Here is a 15,868-nt window from a genome sequence, read left to right as displayed (position 1 = left end):
TTTTAATTGGTGGATGCCTGATCAGCGCTCAGCTGCACATCCTTACTTTCACCTGTTTCCAGGTTGATGTCTTCCTGTTCTCTTTTGAATGCTTTCATATTATTGTAAGCACCTAGTAATGGTTCAATTACCAGCTCTTCACCGGAATCCAGCCCGTTGAAAATGGCGTCTTCCTCAGATAATCGAATCACATTGATACGCTTCTTTTTTAGCAGTGTGTCTTTCAATACAAAAACTTCATTTCCATTATAAATGGCATTCCTTGGCATAATCATACCGTTCTTAACCGTTCGGGCCGGAATTGCCGCCTGGAAAAATTGTCCGTCATAGATCTTTTGACCATTTGGAAAAATGGATACAAACACATCTACCGACTGGGTGTTTTGATTAACATAATCACTGATTCTGGTAACCTCACCTTTCCAATACTGCTGAGATTCTTTCGAGTAAATTTCCACTTCAGACCCTACCTGAATCCAGGGAATATCCCGTGTTTCAACAGCAGCTTTCATTTCATAAATGCCGGATCTCAATATTTTTCCTATCCTGGTTCCTGGATTGACATAAGACCCAGACTGCATTGCTACTTCCATGATACTACCAGAGAAGGGTGCAAAGTATTTGTGCTTGCTCAATCTGACTTCTGCGCTTTTAATGGAGTAATACGATGAGTAAATTCCTTTTGTAGCCAGGAAGGTCTTCTCTTTGGAAGTTTTGGTTTCCGGAAGATCTGGAAACGACTTGTTTATACTAAGCCCATCAAAATATTGCTGCCAGCGATCATAATTCTCACTAAAATCAATCTTCAAATCAGGCAGTATACCAGCTAAATCTCTTAGGAAATTACTTTTCTGAGACTTTAAATTCAATGAAGCTTCTTCATCGTCAACCTTATAGATAAGTTGTCCTTTATTAAAAGATTCACCTGCCTTCAATTTTACATTTCCTCTTGTCATTCGTCCGGAAACCTCAGATATTAAATCTAAAACCTGCGCGTTTTCTACCCGTCCGTAGGTGATAACATCCGTTTTGAGGTCGTTATACTTAACCGGTGTAGTTGTAACGTATTTTTTAGCCTGTGGTGGTTTCCGTATTTCAGGTTCCTCTTTTAGCGTACCCAGATATTCACTTAAGCCATAAGAGGCTAAAACAATTCCTACAGCAATTACAATAATAATTTGTCTCTTCTTCATTTGCGATTGTCCTTTTAAGAAAGGTTCCGAACTTTCTAATGCAAAATTGACTTACTTAGTTGCGTTTATTTGAAATTATTTGATGAAAGGAATTTTCCGTTCATAAGCAGTCAAATACCTAATTGAAATAATTATGGAAAAAATCAACAAATCTGAAGAGGAATGGAGAAAAGAGTTGTCGGATGAACAATATCACATTCTACGCGAAAAAGGAACTGAGCGGCCATGGACAGGTGCGCTTTTGGAAAACAAAGAAAAAGGGATTTACGAATGTGCTGCCTGCGGAAATGCACTTTATTCTTCAGAAACCAAATATGAATCTGGCTCAGGATGGCCGAGTTTTTATGACCCTATTTCTGCTGATGCTGTAGATTTTGAAACAGACAAATCGTTTGGTATGACGAGAACAGAAGTAAAATGTGGGAAATGCGGGGGGCACTTAGGTCATATTTTTCCTGATGGTCCGGAACCAAGCGGTCAACGTTACTGCATGAATTCAGGGGCTTTGAGTTTTAAGAAGAAGGATTAAGCGACGGTATTTAGCTTCGTAATCCGTACAAAATTTTCATCTATCATCCAGAGAAAATGAGGTGATATATTGACTACTACTCCATCCAATGTAGATTTCACAAAAAAGGCCGTTTCGTTTTGCTCATTCTCGTTTTCGAGGTAAGCATTTACAAGCTCTCCCTTCATATTTCTTACAATTGGAACCTCACCAGTGACTTCTACTCCCAGAAACTCCGAAAGAGCAGAAATAGACATGTTGGCTATCAGGTTTTCAATCTCAGCCATAAAGTCATTTCTCATCATTTTATGGTGTGAAGACCGGGAATAGGTGATGTCATCAGGAAGGTTCACCTGATTGATCAAATCCATCTCATGGCTGTTGATTATAAAGTAAAAAGCTCCATTAATCTCTCCTTTAAATGCCACTTTCATTAGGTTAACTTTAAACCTACCAAGGTCGTCAAACTCATGAAGTGGCTTAAGCACCCCTTCCCCGAACTGAATCAATTCAGGATTTACACGAATTCGAAGCATCTGCTCCATGGATTTGGCCGCTTTTGCTAGCGACTCTGAGATCATTTCCTCTATAATCTCCAAATGTATATCTGACAAACTCCCTCTGCTCACAACTGATCTATGGCGGTTTTTTTTACAAAATTATCAAAAGATAAAGTTAATCTGCTTAGAAAAGTTCATTCGATCCATCTAAACGATTAAAATACCTCTAGTGTAGTTAGGGCCTTGAGGATTGTCGTTGAAACATTAACTTCAAATAAACTAAAAACCTAAATGTATGAAGAAGATTTTCTTGGCGTTATTCATTATCGCCTTCATTTCCTTTGATGGAGAATCACAACGTAGACAAGGCAAATCATCCAACGTTTCACCAACCTACGATAGTAAACTCTACGATGGGATGCAGTGGAGAAACATTGGCCCCTTCCGAGGTGGAAGATCCGCTGCTGTAACTGGCGTTCCCGGTAAAACCAACCTTTTCTATATGGGATCAACCGGAGGAGGTGTATGGCGAACCAAAGACGGTGGCCAGACCTGGGGAAACATTTCTGATGGATACTTTGGAGGATCGATTGGAGCAGTAGCTGTGAGTGAGTGGGATAACAACGTGATCTATGTTGGAGGTGGAGAGAAAACGGTCAGGGGAAATGTTTCTTCAGGCTGGGGAATGTGGAAATCGGTAGATGCCGGCACTACCTGGCAAGAAATTGGAATGAAGAATTCCAGACATATTGCTCGGATCAGAATTCACCCTAAAAACCCTGACTTAGTGTATGCTGCGGTAATGGGAGACCTTTATAAATCCAGCTCGGAGCGTGGCGTTTACCGGAGTAAAGACGGTGGTCAAAACTGGGAAAGAGTTCTCTTTGCGAATGCAGATGCAGGAGCCGTAGATCTTACGTTTGATCCAAATAACCCTCGCATTCTATATGCGTCAACATGGCGAATCAGACGAACACCTTACAGCCTGGAAAGCGGTGGAGAAGGATCAGGACTATGGAAAAGTACAGACGGTGGCGACACCTGGACCAACATCTCTAAAAACGAAGGTTTACCTGGAGGAATCTGGGGTATTTCCGGAGTGACTGTATCGCCAGCGAATTCCAACAGGGTCTGGGCGATTATCGAAAATAATGACGGTGGTGTTTATCGCTCTGATGATGCTGGTAAAACCTGGAAGTTGATAAATAAAGAAAGGAAATTAAGACAAAGAGCTTGGTACTACACCCGAATCTATGCCGATTCGCAGGATGAGGATGGCGTCTATGTCTTGAATGTTAGATACCATAAATCAACCGATGGTGGAAAGACATATGAAACGTACAATGCCCCTCATGGTGATCACCATGACTTATGGATCGCACCAGAAGACAATCAGCGAATGATCATTGGTGATGATGGTGGCGCTCAGGTATCATTTGATGCCGGCGAAAACTGGTCAACCTATCATAACCAGCCTACTTCTCAGTTTTACAGAGTCACTACAGATGATTCGTTTCCTTACAGAATCTACGGAGCACAGCAGGATAACTCAACGGTACGCATCGATCACAGAACAAATGGCAGATATATAGATGAAGGTGACTGGGAATCAACAGCCGGTGGAGAAAGTGCACACATTGCACCTGATCCCGACAATAATGAAATTGTATATGGTGGTAGCTACGATGGATTTTTAACCAGAGTAGACCATGAAAATGAGCAAATTAGAGCGGTGAATGTATGGCCGGATAACCCGATGGGTCACGGTGCAGAAGGATTCAAATACAGATTCCAATGGAATTTCCCCATCTTCTTCTCACCCCACAATTCTGATAAGCTATATACGGCTTCAAACCAGCTTCATGTCACCACCAACGAAGGACAGAGTTGGGAGGTTATCAGTCCCGACCTGACCAGAAACGATCCAAGCAAACTTGGGCCTTCAGGCGGACCCATAACCAAGGATAATACGAGCGTAGAGTACTACTGCACCATTTTCGCAGCAGTTGAATCTTATCACGAAGAGGGTGTAATCTGGACGGGATCGGATGATGGATTGGTACATGTGACCAAAGATGGAGGAGAAAACTGGACGAATGTGACTCCATCGGGTATGCCGGAATGGATGATGATCAATAGCGTAGAGATTGATCCGTTTAACAAAGGTGGACTGTACATCGCAGGTACAAAATACAAATCCGGCGACTATGCTCCCTATCTGTATAAGACAGACGATTACGGACAGACCTGGAAGAAAATCACAAATGGAATTGCATCCGAGCACTTTACTCGGGTTCTAAGAGCTGATCCAAATCAAAAGGGATTGCTCTATGCCGGAACAGAAGCAGGAATGTATGTTTCATTTAATGATGGCGCCAGCTGGCAACCATTCCAGATGAACCTACCAATTGTTCCTATTACGGATTTAGCAATCAAAAACAATAACCTTATTGCAGCTACTCAGGGAAGAAGTTTCTGGATCATTGACGACCTCACTCCTCTTCACCAACTGAACGAAGTAAATGGTAAATCTCACCATCTATTTAAACCAATGGACAGTTACCGAATGGGCGGTGGAAATGGAAGGACTTCAAAGACTGCAGGCACCAATCATCCTGGAGGCGTTTTGGTTAATTACTTTGTGAAAGACACGGCGAGCACCGACACCATTGCAATTAGCTTCCATGATGCAAATGGTGCGATCAAAACCTACTCAACCCATCCCGATAAAGAAGCCAAGGAGGAAAAACTAGAAGTTAAGCCCGGATACAACACCATGAACTGGGACATGGAATATCCCGGAGCAAAAACCTTTGACGGAATGATCTTATGGTGGGCTGGCACTGGTGGACCGACTGCCACTCCTGGCGATTACAAAGTGAAAATGACGGTTAATGGAAATGAGGCAGAGCAAAGCTTCAAATTACTAGCTGATCCAAGAAGTGAATCAACGCAGGCAGATTATCAGGCCCAGTTTGACTTCCTGATCAAAGTAAGAGATAAACTCACCGAGACGCATGAGGCGATCATCAACATCAGAAAAGCAAAAGCACAAATCAGTGATGTGATGAAAAAGGCCGACAATGACAGTATTTCAAAACTTGGAAAAGAGATAGTCAAAGAAATGTCTGAGATTGAAAAGGCACTTTACCAAACCAAGAATGAAAGTGGTCAGGACCCACTGAACTTCCCAATCCGACTGAATAATAAACTCGGTCACCTGGGGTCTCTCATGGGTATGGGCAATAATCGTCCGACAGACTCAGCACTGGAATTCTATGATGAAGTGACTGCAATGATTGATGTACAACTTGATATGCTGAACACCATTTTTGATACCAGAATAGATGAATTCAATAAGGCAGTCAAAGAAGCTGAGGTGGATGCAGTGAAACTGGATGAGTAGAACCTTAACCACAGCGTAATGAGAGATTATTCGCGGAGAGCACAAGGCATATTAACTTGAAATTGATAGGCTCTGTGCTCTCTGTGTTTTTCTCAATGTTCTCAGCGATTAAATTATTCCATCTCGCTTATCCACTCCCGAATCAATTCCACTCCTTCTGTGTGGGTCATCTTCCTTCCCAATTCAGGCATCATCTCTCCGGGCTCTAAAGATTCAATGCGATGAATCAATATTGATTGATCAGGCTTTCCTGGAACAATACTGTACTTTAATCCCCCTGATCCCTTCCCTGCTGCAATAGGTGGCTTATTAACACCCAATCGATAAGGATCGGTTTGAGATGCAAGAAGATACAGTCCGGAGTTTTTAGCTGGGCCTTCCCTCCTGTGGCAGTGGGCACAGTTGACCTCAAGCCAGGCTCTCGCTCGATCTTCAAGTGCAGCATCTTTATTTTCGAAATTGGCAAGCTGAGGATAATGCACATTTTCAGGCACCTCCAGCCAGCCCTTTTCAACCCAATCTGTAAGCTGATTATCTCGATTCAACTGTCGTGCAGAAGGCCCGATAGGAACGAGCTTACCACCCAAATCATGGCAGCTTTTACATTGGGGTTGTGAAGGTATGGAATAGTCAATTCGTTGAAGCTCCCCGTATCGATCTGTCCATTCCACCGGAACTTTCTTCCCGAGAATGACGCGTTTAGCTTCCGTTTGCTCATCGTTCCACGCATACACAATCGCTTCCCACTTATTTTCCTCGCGTATGAGTAATCGGGTTTCTAAAATCCGTCTTTTACTTTTTGAATTCTTAAAATCTTCTGGATAGTAAAAATTCTTAATCAACAAGGTGCCTATCGGAAAATCCAGCACTTCACTTGAATCATAGGTAATGCCAGTATTCTCTGGGAGCATTATAAACCGAGCTTTAAAGGCATAGTCAGAGAATAATGCAGCATTTATTTCATAAGGAAACATCCGGTCATTTATCGGTATAAGCTCGTTCATTGGCTCCTTGTAAAGGTTCCAGTCACTAAGATATTTCGGGTAATCTTCGACCTCCGATACCCCAAGACTTACCTTCTCAACTAGAGCCGGCTGCTTTTTCTCCGGAGATGTGCATGCAGCAGCTACCAATATGAAGAGTAAATACCTCATGGATAAATGGGGTCTATGACTCCATATTCACAATCATAATCACGCCAATTAGTAGAACGGCCTTCTAAATCATTTGCTGCGTCAATGTTGGCGAAGTTGAACTCCCCATTGTTTTGCAGACACATTACGAATTCCTCGTCCTCTGGCCAGATGCCATCCATGGCGAAATCCGGTAGATTAAAGGTGAAGTACCTCAAGAAAAGCAATCCAAAATCATTCTCAAAAGTTGGAAACCAATGCTTGTTCTTGAACTCATTGTCATGGAAGTAGACATAGTTCGGATAAGGATCATATTCCTCATTGACTTTTGCATTGGCAGAATCAAGTTGTGAGCCTTCTTCTGCTCCAAATATTTCAACCAATACGTAGCTTATGAGAGCAGTTCCGATCGTTCGATTGTGATGAATGCGGTTATTGAACACCTCGATGTTACGTGTGGCCATCATCATAATTCCGGTACCCGGAGGGACAATAGCCACTACATTGCCTTCCGGCGCAAAATTTTCATGATTGTTGCTAATTACATCATTGTCATATACGCGTGTGGTATGTCCACTTTGGGTCAACCCTGGCAAATCAAAAATCAGGATTCCCCCGGTATTATGGTGTGCATTGTTGGCATAGATCTCAACCCATCTGCTATTCTCACTTTCAATTCCGGCTACATTGTGGTAGACTTCATTGTTTCGAATGATCACACTATCCGACTGCCCAACGTAAATCCCAGCATCTGATGAACCAATGGCAATGCAATTCTCAACTACTACATTTTTGCATAGCACCGGATAAAACGCATAAGCCCCATTTTCCTGGCTAGGCTCTCCTGTCCATTGTGATTTTACATTGGTAAACCGAATACCATTCGTATCTGTGATTTTGATGTTATCGCCCGCAGCATCTTGTACGGTAAAATCCTGAAAAACAAGATTTTTACAATTTGCAGCACGGATACCTTCGGCCCCACTCTCCTGCATTTCAAAAGAAAGAATGGTTTTACCCATTCCTGCTCCTTTGATAATCACATCTGATAGACCATCTAGTATTAATGGATTTTCAAACATGAAATTACCTTCCGGAATAGCAATGGTATCTCCATCCTGTGCCTGGATCAGCCAGGTTTGTAAGTCAGCCTCTATAGATTTCCATGAAAGGGGTGTTTCTTCTTTTTGACCACAAGCTACTGTGAGAGCCAAAGCAAAAATTAATAAGTACTTCATACTAGGTTGTATCTTATCAAATTTAGATGGTTTTAAGCTGGAATGAAATGAATCCATTTTCAATCAATACTTTTACCGACGATTATGGAAAAAACTCAAATAGAAATAGTACCGGGCATTGGATTAGGAGCACTTAAGTTCGGAATGAATCGTGAAGAAGTAAAATCAATTCTTGGTGAGCCCGATCATCAGGAAATTACCCATTATGGAGAGGATGATTCTGATCAAAGTGACGCCTGGGAATATCATCCATTACGTCTAGATTTAAGCTTCGAAGAAGCAGAAGATTGGCGATTAACCATCCTTTCGGTTTCTTCCGACGATTACTTATTAAAAGGCAGCTCCCTGATTGGTTTAAATCAGGAAGAGTTGATGGAAGAGCTCGAGCTATTAGGCGTAAAGGAGCTCGAAATGGAAGATTTGTCTTCTGAAGATCATCCGGAGCAACTGCTGATAGCCGCTGAAGAATTAGGTGTCAACTTTTGGCTACACAAAGGTATTTTAGAAGAAATACAGTGGGGGCCACTCTTTCAAGATGAACACACCATTAAGTGGCCTGAATAAGCCTTGCCTATCACGTGAAACCGTAACATCTTTGCAGCTGTCATTTAATCAGGTATATGTACAACGTTGTTGTGATTGGTGGTGGTATTGTTGGGCTTGCCTCCGCACTAAAGATCAAAGAAAAGAATCCTAACTACAAAGTAGCTGTCATTGAGAAAGAGCGAACCATCGCTCAGCATCAGACCGGTCACAATAGTGGAGTGATACACTCTGGGCTCTACTACAAGCCTGACAGCTTCAAGGCGAAGAATTGTGTGGATGGGTACAATATGCTGATTGACTTCTGCAACGAAGAAGAGATTCCTTATGAGCTATGCGGGAAAATAGTTGTTGCCACGAAAGAATCTCAGCTGGGAGCACTGAACACCTTGCATGAAAGAGGTCAAGCGAATGGCTTGAAAGGTATTAAAAAACTTACGGCGGAGGAACTTAAAGAATATGAGCCACATGTGGCTGGTGTAAGTGGGCTTTACGTTCCTCAAACGGGAATTATTGATTACAAACTCGTAGCAGATAAATACGCTGAAAAATTCAAGCATTTTGGAGGAGAAATCTTCTCTTCTAACAAACTAGTTTCCTTCAAAGAAGAGCGAGGATTCATCCACGTTCACACAGAAAATGAGCGTCTGACCACTCGCGTAGTTGTCAACTGTTCCGGGCTTTACACCGACAAAATTGCCAAACTTTCCGGGGCGAAAATTGATTACAAAATTGTACCATTCAGAGGCGAATACTATAAAATCAAGCCGGAGAAAGAACACCTGGTTAAAAACCTGATATACCCGGTTCCTGATCCAAGCTTTCCATTCCTTGGAGTGCATTTTACGCGTCACATCGATGGGGGCATTGAAGCAGGACCTAATGCTGTTTTAGCTTTTGCCAGAGAAGGGTACAAAAAGAGTCAGATCAATATGAAAGAACTGATGGGCACGCTCTTCTATCCCGGGTTTATGCGAGTGGCCTACAAGTACTGGAAAACTGGTTTTGGAGAAATGTATCGCTCGTATTCGAAGGGAGCCTTCACCAAAGCACTGCAAGAGCTAATCCCCGAAATTCAAAAGAGAGATTTGGTCAAAGGTGGAGCCGGTGTGCGTGCACAAGCCTGTGATCGAAAAGGCGGTTTGATTGATGACTTCCTGGTTGTAGAGCATGATAAATTCATCAACGTAGGAAACGCCCCCTCTCCAGCCGCTACATCTTCATTAGCGATTGGCGACCGTGTAGCACAGATGGCTATAGAAAGATTGAAGTGATTACCATCAAAGAAGCAAAAGTTGATGATGTAGACGAGATCATTGATCTCTTCGAATCCACTGTGAAAGCAGTAAATAAAAAAGACTACTCTCCTGAACAAATAGCCGTCTGGACTAGCGCCAAGGATCAGAATATCTGGTCTGAGAAGGTGAAAAGTCAGAACTTCTATCTCGCTAAGATTGGTAATGAGATTGTTGGCTTCTCCTCGATTGACAATTCCGGATATCTTGACTTTATGTATGTCCACAAGGACTTTCAGGGGCATGGCATTGCCAAGTCGTTACTTAATCAGATAGAATTGAAAGCCAGGGAGTTGGAACTGACAAAGATTCACTCTTCGGTAAGCAGCACCGCACAACCATTTTTTAAATCGCAAGGATTTGAGGTATATGATCAGGAGCACAAAAACATAAATGACATTGCATTCACCAATGCACTTATGCAAAAGGTGTTGTGATATGAACGAACATCAATCAATTATGAAATCAAAAATTCTATTCATCCTAATTCTATTGACACTTTCTTGTCAAAATAAAACAGAAGAATATGTGTGCAAACCTTGTGATTTATCTTGTGATGAATTGACTTTTAACGAATCTGGAATTTGTCCACATTGTAAAATGGACCTTATTAAAAAAAGTGATTTAATTCCAGAAAAAGAACTAACCATAAATGAAATAACGATTCAAGAAGGAAGTGGGAAATTTTTGATTGATGGAGGCTTACAAAAAGAAAAACAAATAATCATTCATTACTACAGACCTAAGAATCTAAAATCCGAAACGCAAGTTGTGATTGTATTACCTGGAGCCGGCCGAAATGGAGATGAATATCGGGATGCTTGGATTGAAAAAGCTGAAAAATATAATGTTCTTGTTCTTTCACCTGAATACTCAGAAAAATATTATCCTGAATTTTGGAGCTACAATTTGGCAGGAATGATTTCAGATGTGGAAATAAATGACGAAAGAACTACTATGACAGGATTTAAAATTAGCGTAAATCCTAATAAATGGATTTTCGACGATTTTGACCGAATTTTCGATTTAATAAAAGATAAACTGAATCTTAAAACAGATACTTACGATTTGTTCGGACATTCCGCTGGTGGACAAATTTTACATCGTCTTGCAATTTTTAAGTCAGATAATAAAGCCAATAGAATTTTGTCATCTAATTCTGGTTGGTACACAGTCCCAACAGATAAAGAAGAATTCCCAACAGGTTTAAAAGGCAGTTATATTACAGAAAAGGAAATGGTCTTCAGTAAAAACCTTGTACTCTTTCTTGGAGAAAAAGATGATGCCAATGAAACAAGAGGAGACTTAAGGCGATCACCAGAAGTTGACAAGCAAGGTATGCATAGGCTTGAAAGAGGGACATATTTTTATAATGAATCAAAGAAAATTGCATCTGAATTAGACTATGATTTCAATTGGAAACTAGAAATTATCCCAAATGTCGGGCACGATTATAAAGGAATGAGTAAAGCTGCTGCGGATTATTTATATGGGCTAAAAAAATAACTGCGTACAGCAAGCCCCCAACTGGCGTAAGCGTCCGCTTGTACCTATTCAATGATTAGAACATCAAGCAACCCTTTACCACCAGAATAATCAATTACATTACTCCAGTTCCAATGTGTAGGTTCACTGACAAACCCTGAAACCACTGGATTCATATGTAAGTAATCCAATCGCTGATCAAGCATTCATTATTATTCAATTCTATTGGATTTGTTTGGATTGTTTCTTTCAGCATTCTAGATGTATAACTTTTTCAAGTCACTTAAAATATCCTGCATTGGCTTATCAATGGTCCCTATGATCAAGTGAATATGACTTGGCATCAGACACCATGCTAAACCTCCCATCCTTTTTTTCTTCTGGCAATGCTTTAGTTATATATAAGGACTTCAGCGTATTCGGACCTTACGAATAAATCGATCCAATGTGATTTTAATAAGTTGGTTTTCTTAATGGGAAAGTGACTATTTTTATCAAAAAATCCCTATCACCGCCTTTTATGAAACTTATCCTAACCTTATTTTCCAGGCCAAAGAATGCCTCAGATGCTGTTATGCGTCTATGCTGGGTCCTCATCATTTTCACGGCTGTCACTTTTATCTTTAAAGATGTTCTGCCCTATTTTGGTTTTAATGAAAGCGCGATGGGCAGATGGTGGAACTATAAATGGTCACTGATCGGCCATATTTCCGGAGGGCTCATTGCAACCGTTGTTGGCCCTTTTCAGTTTTGGAAAGCCTTTAGAAATAAGTACCTGCAGCTGCATCGGCTACTGGGTCGGATTTATGTTATAGCCATTGTGATCGGATTTATTTCTTCTTCTTATCTGGCATGGACAAGTGGGTTTGCCTTAAACGTCAATTGGACTTTAGGTCTACAGGGATTAGGTATTGCCTGGATTGTGACTACAGCTATGGCATACATTTCCATCCGAAAGAAAAAGATTCAACAACATCAGGTATGGATGATCAGAAGTTATATTGTAACCTTTGGTTTCATCACATTTCGCATTTTAAATGACATCCCATTTGACACCTACTTTGGAGTTGATATAGCCGGATCTACATTGTTATGGGCATCATGGTCAGTTCCACTGTTAGTTGCAGAGGTGATTATGAGTCTGAGGAAAAGTTAATCCCGCCCCAAGCTATTCGGGACTACAAATTCGTCCCTTAAATCAACCTGTTATCCTCCTTGAGGAGGATAGGTAGACCTATGAGTCTCTGGAAATTTCAAGAAACTAAGATCCCAAGTCTATCTTCCCGTTGATCGCAAGGGAATATCGGGAAGTAAAAGACCCTGTATATCTTTAAGTATGCAATTCAACCTTAAAAAATCTATCCTTATTCTGGAGCGTACGCCAAGTGTACTTCAAGAAATTCTAAAAGACCTGCCTGAAGACTGGACTACTCCCAATGAAGGCGCGGAAACCTGGAGTCCGTTTGATGTGGTAGGACATCTGATCCATGGGGAACAAACCGACTGGATTGCAAGAACAAAAACCATTTTAGAGCACGGTGAATCCAGGCCTTTTGATCCATTCGATCGGTTTGCTCAATTTGAGAAAAGCAAGGGCAAAACCATCAATGAGTTGCTGGATGAGTTCGAACGACTTAGAGTAGCTAATCTAAAAGAATTACAGTCACTAAGTATCTCTGAGAATGATCTAAATAAAACAGGAATGCACCCAGGTTTAGGACCGGTAACACTTAGAAATCTACTTTCCGGATGGGTCGTACATGATTTGGGACACGTAGCTCAGATTTCCAGGGTTATGGCTAAACAATACACTGTTGAAGTAGGTCCTTGGACCGAATACATGAGTATTTTAAAGTAAGAAGAGGGATGATTTGGTTTGAAATAAAGTGTGTCTGATCGAATTATTTTGACTCTTAACAAAAGGATTCTTTGATTTGCTTCATACCTAATAATCACCTAATGATAAAAGAAAACGATCGCTTATCAGAACTTTTGAGTTATCAAATACTTGACACTCAACCTGAAAAGGAACTGGATGAAATTACATTTCTCGCGTCTACTATTTATGAAACACCCATTTCACTGGTTACATTCATTGATAAAAAACGACAATGGTTTAAGTCTTGCAAAGGTTTTGATTTTCATGAAACTCGTCGGGAAGACTCATTTTGCCGACATACGCTAAATAAACCAAATGAGCTATTTATTGTGGATGATGCAAAAAATGATCCCCTCTTTAAGGATAATCCTTTGGTTATGGGCAAAGAAAACATTGCTTTTTATGCAGGCGCACCATTGAAAACCGTGAATGGAAATGTGTTAGGAACCTTGTGTGTACTGGATACCAAACCCCACCAACCAACAAGCAAGCAAAAAAAATCCTTGTCAATTTTGGCAGAAAAAGTCATGAGATTTCTGGAGACGAGAAAATTAATTTAACAACAGCAATCGATTTTAACACAGCTTGGCTCCCATTTTGATCACATCACTGATCATTCACAGTTAATTCCTTTTCAATTGAAATTTCGTGGATTGAATAATTATTCATTTGATTTCATAGATAAGCCTGAACGACTACATCCAACACTGACAGAAGAGATTCTCAAAAATGACGCAAAACCATTTTTTAACTACATTCACTCTGATGATATAGACGATGTTAAAAATCATTTGAGATCTACGAAAAATGAGGTTTTAAACATTGATTTTCGCCTAACCGGAAGTCGATCAGTTAGATATGTTTCTTGTAAAGCGATTTCTAGTGAGAATGAAGATGGGAGCGTTTTTTTCAAGGGCTGCTTTGAAGACAACACAATAAGAATAAATCAAAAACAAATCTTAAATAAAATTCTTTTTGATTTCACTCATAGTATATCAAACAAGCTTGACAATATTATCTCACTAACAGACAATTTAAATTGCAAACCAGAAGATACATCCTCTAAGCAAATCATCGAAGAGATTAAAGGTTCATCCGCTGAATTAGCTGCCTATCTCAAAGAAGCTTCTGAAGAATATCGTACACTGCAAGCATAACTTAGTCGGTTCAATGACACATGCAATCTAAAAGGGAAACTAAATTGCATATTCATGTCGTTTATTACACATGAAAAATCTAATCGTACTCTGTGCAATCTTATTCTCAGGCACCTCTTGTGCCCAACAAGCAAAAGATGGAACCAAATCAACATTTCCTGCAGCTGAAAAAATCCAGAAACAAGAATCCGAATGGAAAAAAGAGCTAACAGAGTTAGAATACTATGTCTTACGCGAAAAAGGAACTGAGCGTGCCTTCACCAGCCCTTTAAACAACATTAAGGAGGATGGCCTGTTTATATGCGCTGCATGTAAGCTGCCACTTTTCGAATCCTCCACCAAGTTTAAATCCGGTACCGGATGGCCATCGTTCTATGAACCAATCAATAAAGTGAATGTGGCCGAAGAAGACGATCTTTCCTTTGGTATGGTGCGTACCGAAGTATTATGCGCCCGATGCGACGGGCATCTTGGCCATGTATTCCCTGATGGCCCTAAACCTACAGGTATGCGGTATTGCATCAACGGGGCTGCATTGAAGTTTGTGGAGAAAGAATAACTTCCTCAATAAACCTATCCGCAGCATATTCCATATAGCTCCATTCACTATTTGGGATCGTAAAACCCACATGCCCGCCTTTTTCAGGCATCTCAAGATAGATATTTTCACTTTTCTCAGCGAGTTCTATCGGATAGCATTTTTCGCCCAACATCGGGTCGTTGATGGCGTTGACAATCAGCAAAGGGATTTTAATGTCTGGTAAAAACTGATCACTCGTGATTTTTGAGTAGAAATCGTCAGCACTAGAATACTCCCGATGAACTTTTAGTGTAAACCGTTCATCCAGCTGCCTGAAGTTCTTTACATCTTTGATGCCATCAACATCCATTTCAACAATTTCAGCCTTTGCTAAAATCTTCTTTTTCAATTTGCTAACGAATCGATTCTCGTATATTCTAGCGGCACCTTTTCGAAGCATATTGGCACTGTCTTGTACGTTACAAGGCACAGAAAAAGAGATTGCACCTTTTATACGTTCATCAGGCAATCGTTCGCCCAAATACTTCTGTTGCATACCACCGCCCATGGAGTAACCAATTAATACCACCTCCTTATAGCCTTCTTCTAGTCCTCTATCGATTACAGCTGCAATGTCTTCCGTAGCTCCATGATGGTAAAATCGGGGCAGTCGATTCATCTCACCACTACAGCTCCTGTTGTTCCATGCCAGGATGTCCCAGTCTTTGTTTGAAAAAAGCTTTGCGGGGCGTTTTATATAATGTCTTTCTGAATTTCCTTCCAATCCATGGCTGAGTATAATCAGCCGATTATTGTTACCCTTGACCCAGTCAATATCAAGAAAATCACCATCTTGCAGCTCCAAACGCTCACGCGAATACTTGACACCATCAACTTCATAAAAAAGCGAAGGTAAAATCGTTTCAAAGTGACCGTTAAAAAAGTACCACGGCCTCTTATGGTAATTAGATTTTAAAATAGGCATGAACGGCGCAATTTTTGCTCTACAAA

The 15,868-nt window shown here is 40.8% G+C and carries 17 protein-coding genes; 11 read left to right on the top strand and 6 right to left on the bottom strand.

Features of this window, described 5'->3' with window-relative positions; all coding sequences use genetic code 11:
* Positions 1–2: 2 nt before the first annotated feature.
* The gene (locus CHB71_RS16280; RefSeq protein WP_089357997.1) at positions 3–1,193 is read right to left on the bottom strand and encodes an efflux RND transporter periplasmic adaptor subunit; all 1,191 of its coding nucleotides are present in this window, start codon (positions 1,191–1,193) and stop codon (positions 3–5) included.
* 133 nt (positions 1,194–1,326) lie between these two features.
* Here CHB71_RS16280 and msrB (CHB71_RS16275) point away from each other — a divergent pair, with 133 nt between their 5' ends.
* The gene (gene msrB / locus CHB71_RS16275) at positions 1,327–1,722 is read left to right on the top strand and encodes a peptide-methionine (R)-S-oxide reductase MsrB (RefSeq protein WP_089357996.1); all 396 of its coding nucleotides are present in this window, start codon (positions 1,327–1,329) and stop codon (positions 1,720–1,722) included.
* On the opposite strand, the gene CHB71_RS16270 is transcribed toward msrB (CHB71_RS16275), so the two are convergent.
* On the bottom strand, positions 1,719–2,282 hold the full coding sequence (locus CHB71_RS16270; RefSeq protein ID WP_089357995.1) for a hypothetical protein: 564 nt from the start codon (positions 2,280–2,282) through the stop codon (positions 1,719–1,721). The two genes, msrB (CHB71_RS16275) and CHB71_RS16270, sit on opposite strands and share 4 nt — an antisense overlap.
* A gap of 214 nt (positions 2,283–2,496) precedes the next feature.
* On the opposite strand from CHB71_RS16270, the gene CHB71_RS16265 reads away from it, so the two are divergent.
* Positions 2,497–5,607 (top strand): WD40/YVTN/BNR-like repeat-containing protein, encoded by a 3,111-nt coding sequence (locus tag CHB71_RS16265; RefSeq protein WP_089357994.1) that lies wholly within the window; start codon positions 2,497–2,499, stop codon positions 5,605–5,607.
* A 113-nt stretch (positions 5,608–5,720) separates the two neighbouring features.
* On the opposite strand, the gene CHB71_RS16260 is transcribed toward CHB71_RS16265, so the two are convergent.
* Both CHB71_RS16260 and CHB71_RS16255 read right to left on the bottom strand, forming a co-directional pair.
* Positions 5,721–6,761, bottom strand: coding sequence for an SO2930 family diheme c-type cytochrome (locus CHB71_RS16260; RefSeq protein ID WP_089357993.1), 1,041 nt, complete (start codon positions 6,759–6,761; stop codon positions 5,721–5,723).
* Entirely contained in the window at positions 6,758–7,978 is a 1,221-nt protein-coding gene (locus CHB71_RS16255) for a parallel beta-helix domain-containing protein (RefSeq protein ID WP_179213452.1), read from the bottom strand. The genes CHB71_RS16260 and CHB71_RS16255 overlap by 4 nt, the downstream gene beginning before the upstream one ends.
* Before the next feature lie 84 nt (positions 7,979–8,062).
* On the opposite strand from CHB71_RS16255, the gene CHB71_RS16250 reads away from it, so the two are divergent.
* From CHB71_RS16250 to CHB71_RS16235, 4 genes are read left to right on the top strand one after another with little or no spacing between them, the layout of a single operon-like run.
* Positions 8,063–8,542 carry a hypothetical protein gene (locus CHB71_RS16250; protein ID WP_089357991.1) on the top strand — a complete coding sequence of 160 codons (480 nt, stop codon included), beginning with the start codon at positions 8,063–8,065 and terminating at the stop codon, positions 8,540–8,542.
* Between the two features lie 56 nt (positions 8,543–8,598).
* Positions 8,599–9,795 (top strand): L-2-hydroxyglutarate oxidase, encoded by a 1,197-nt coding sequence (lhgO, locus tag CHB71_RS16245; protein ID WP_089357990.1) that lies wholly within the window; start codon positions 8,599–8,601, stop codon positions 9,793–9,795.
* The gene (locus tag CHB71_RS16240) at positions 9,792–10,253 is read left to right on the top strand and encodes a GNAT family N-acetyltransferase (protein WP_179213451.1); all 462 of its coding nucleotides are present in this window, start codon (positions 9,792–9,794) and stop codon (positions 10,251–10,253) included. Before lhgO ends, CHB71_RS16240 begins: the two co-directional genes overlap by 4 nt.
* A 1-nt stretch (position 10,254) precedes the next feature.
* A complete protein-coding gene (locus CHB71_RS16235; RefSeq protein ID WP_221406746.1) occupies positions 10,255–11,322 on the top strand; it encodes a hypothetical protein in 1,068 nt (355 codons plus the stop codon).
* A gap of 44 nt (positions 11,323–11,366) precedes the next feature.
* Here the strand turns inward: CHB71_RS16235 and CHB71_RS18880 are convergent, their stop codons facing one another.
* A complete protein-coding gene (locus tag CHB71_RS18880) occupies positions 11,367–11,507 on the bottom strand; it encodes a hypothetical protein (RefSeq protein ID WP_179213450.1) in 141 nt (46 codons plus the stop codon).
* A gap of 314 nt (positions 11,508–11,821) precedes the next feature.
* Here CHB71_RS18880 and CHB71_RS16230 point away from each other — a divergent pair, with 314 nt between their 5' ends.
* The 5 genes from CHB71_RS16230 to msrB (CHB71_RS16210) all read left to right on the top strand — a co-directional run bounded on the left by CHB71_RS16230 (position 11,822) and on the right by msrB (CHB71_RS16210) (position 14,896).
* Positions 11,822–12,457, top strand: coding sequence for a DUF2306 domain-containing protein (locus CHB71_RS16230; RefSeq protein ID WP_089357987.1), 636 nt, complete (start codon positions 11,822–11,824; stop codon positions 12,455–12,457).
* A 180-nt stretch (positions 12,458–12,637) separates the two neighbouring features.
* On the top strand, positions 12,638–13,159 hold the full coding sequence (locus CHB71_RS16225; RefSeq protein ID WP_089357986.1) for a DinB family protein: 522 nt from the start codon (positions 12,638–12,640) through the stop codon (positions 13,157–13,159).
* Positions 13,160–13,260: 101 nt separating this feature from the next.
* Complete coding sequence (locus tag CHB71_RS16220; RefSeq protein ID WP_089357985.1) at positions 13,261–13,740, top strand: GAF domain-containing protein; 480 nt, start codon at positions 13,261–13,263, stop codon at positions 13,738–13,740.
* A gap of 93 nt (positions 13,741–13,833) precedes the next feature.
* Positions 13,834–14,337 carry a hypothetical protein gene (locus CHB71_RS16215; protein ID WP_144017457.1) on the top strand — a complete coding sequence of 168 codons (504 nt, stop codon included), beginning with the start codon at positions 13,834–13,836 and terminating at the stop codon, positions 14,335–14,337.
* Between the two features lie 70 nt (positions 14,338–14,407).
* Positions 14,408–14,896 carry a peptide-methionine (R)-S-oxide reductase MsrB gene (gene msrB, locus CHB71_RS16210; RefSeq protein WP_089357983.1) on the top strand — a complete coding sequence of 163 codons (489 nt, stop codon included), beginning with the start codon at positions 14,408–14,410 and terminating at the stop codon, positions 14,894–14,896.
* Here msrB (CHB71_RS16210) and CHB71_RS16205 read toward each other — a convergent pair.
* Positions 14,859–15,842: a YheT family hydrolase gene (locus tag CHB71_RS16205; protein WP_089357982.1), complete on the bottom strand. Its 984-nt coding sequence runs from the start codon at positions 15,840–15,842 to the stop codon at positions 14,859–14,861. The genes msrB (CHB71_RS16210) and CHB71_RS16205 overlap by 38 nt on opposite strands.
* Positions 15,843–15,868 lie beyond the last annotated feature (26 nt).

This window comes from Ekhidna lutea (assembly GCF_900188325.1).
Taxonomy (GTDB): domain Bacteria; phylum Bacteroidota; class Bacteroidia; order Cytophagales; family Cyclobacteriaceae; genus Ekhidna; species Ekhidna lutea.
Note: the sequence above shows the minus strand (reverse complement) of the source record. Positions and strands in the feature narration are given on the sequence as shown.

Coding starts and splice junctions, on each gene's coding strand:
- CHB71_RS16260 (WP_089357993.1), bottom strand. CDS start 6,761: ATGAGGTATTTACTCTTCATATTGGTAGCTGCTGCATGCACATCTCCG.
- CHB71_RS16220 (WP_089357985.1), top strand. CDS start 13,261: ATGATAAAAGAAAACGATCGCTTATCAGAACTTTTGAGTTATCAAATA.
- CHB71_RS16255 (WP_179213452.1), bottom strand. CDS start 7,978: ATGAAGTACTTATTAATTTTTGCTTTGGCTCTCACAGTAGCTTGTGGT.
- CHB71_RS16230 (WP_089357987.1), top strand. CDS start 11,822: ATGAAACTTATCCTAACCTTATTTTCCAGGCCAAAGAATGCCTCAGAT.
- CHB71_RS16280 (WP_089357997.1), bottom strand. CDS start 1,193: ATGAAGAAGAGACAAATTATTATTGTAATTGCTGTAGGAATTGTTTTA.
- msrB (WP_089357983.1), top strand. CDS start 14,408: ATGAAAAATCTAATCGTACTCTGTGCAATCTTATTCTCAGGCACCTCT.
- CHB71_RS16225 (WP_089357986.1), top strand. CDS start 12,638: ATGCAATTCAACCTTAAAAAATCTATCCTTATTCTGGAGCGTACGCCA.
- CHB71_RS16235 (WP_221406746.1), top strand. CDS start 10,255: ATGAACGAACATCAATCAATTATGAAATCAAAAATTCTATTCATCCTA.
- CHB71_RS16270 (WP_089357995.1), bottom strand. CDS start 2,282: ATGATCTCAGAGTCGCTAGCAAAAGCGGCCAAATCCATGGAGCAGATG.
- CHB71_RS16205 (WP_089357982.1), bottom strand. CDS start 15,842: ATGCCTATTTTAAAATCTAATTACCATAAGAGGCCGTGGTACTTTTTT.
- lhgO (WP_089357990.1), top strand. CDS start 8,599: ATGTACAACGTTGTTGTGATTGGTGGTGGTATTGTTGGGCTTGCCTCC.
- CHB71_RS16265 (WP_089357994.1), top strand. CDS start 2,497: ATGAAGAAGATTTTCTTGGCGTTATTCATTATCGCCTTCATTTCCTTT.
- CHB71_RS18880 (WP_179213450.1), bottom strand. CDS start 11,507: ATGCTTGATCAGCGATTGGATTACTTACATATGAATCCAGTGGTTTCA.
- CHB71_RS16250 (WP_089357991.1), top strand. CDS start 8,063: ATGGAAAAAACTCAAATAGAAATAGTACCGGGCATTGGATTAGGAGCA.
- msrB (WP_089357996.1), top strand. CDS start 1,327: ATGGAAAAAATCAACAAATCTGAAGAGGAATGGAGAAAAGAGTTGTCG.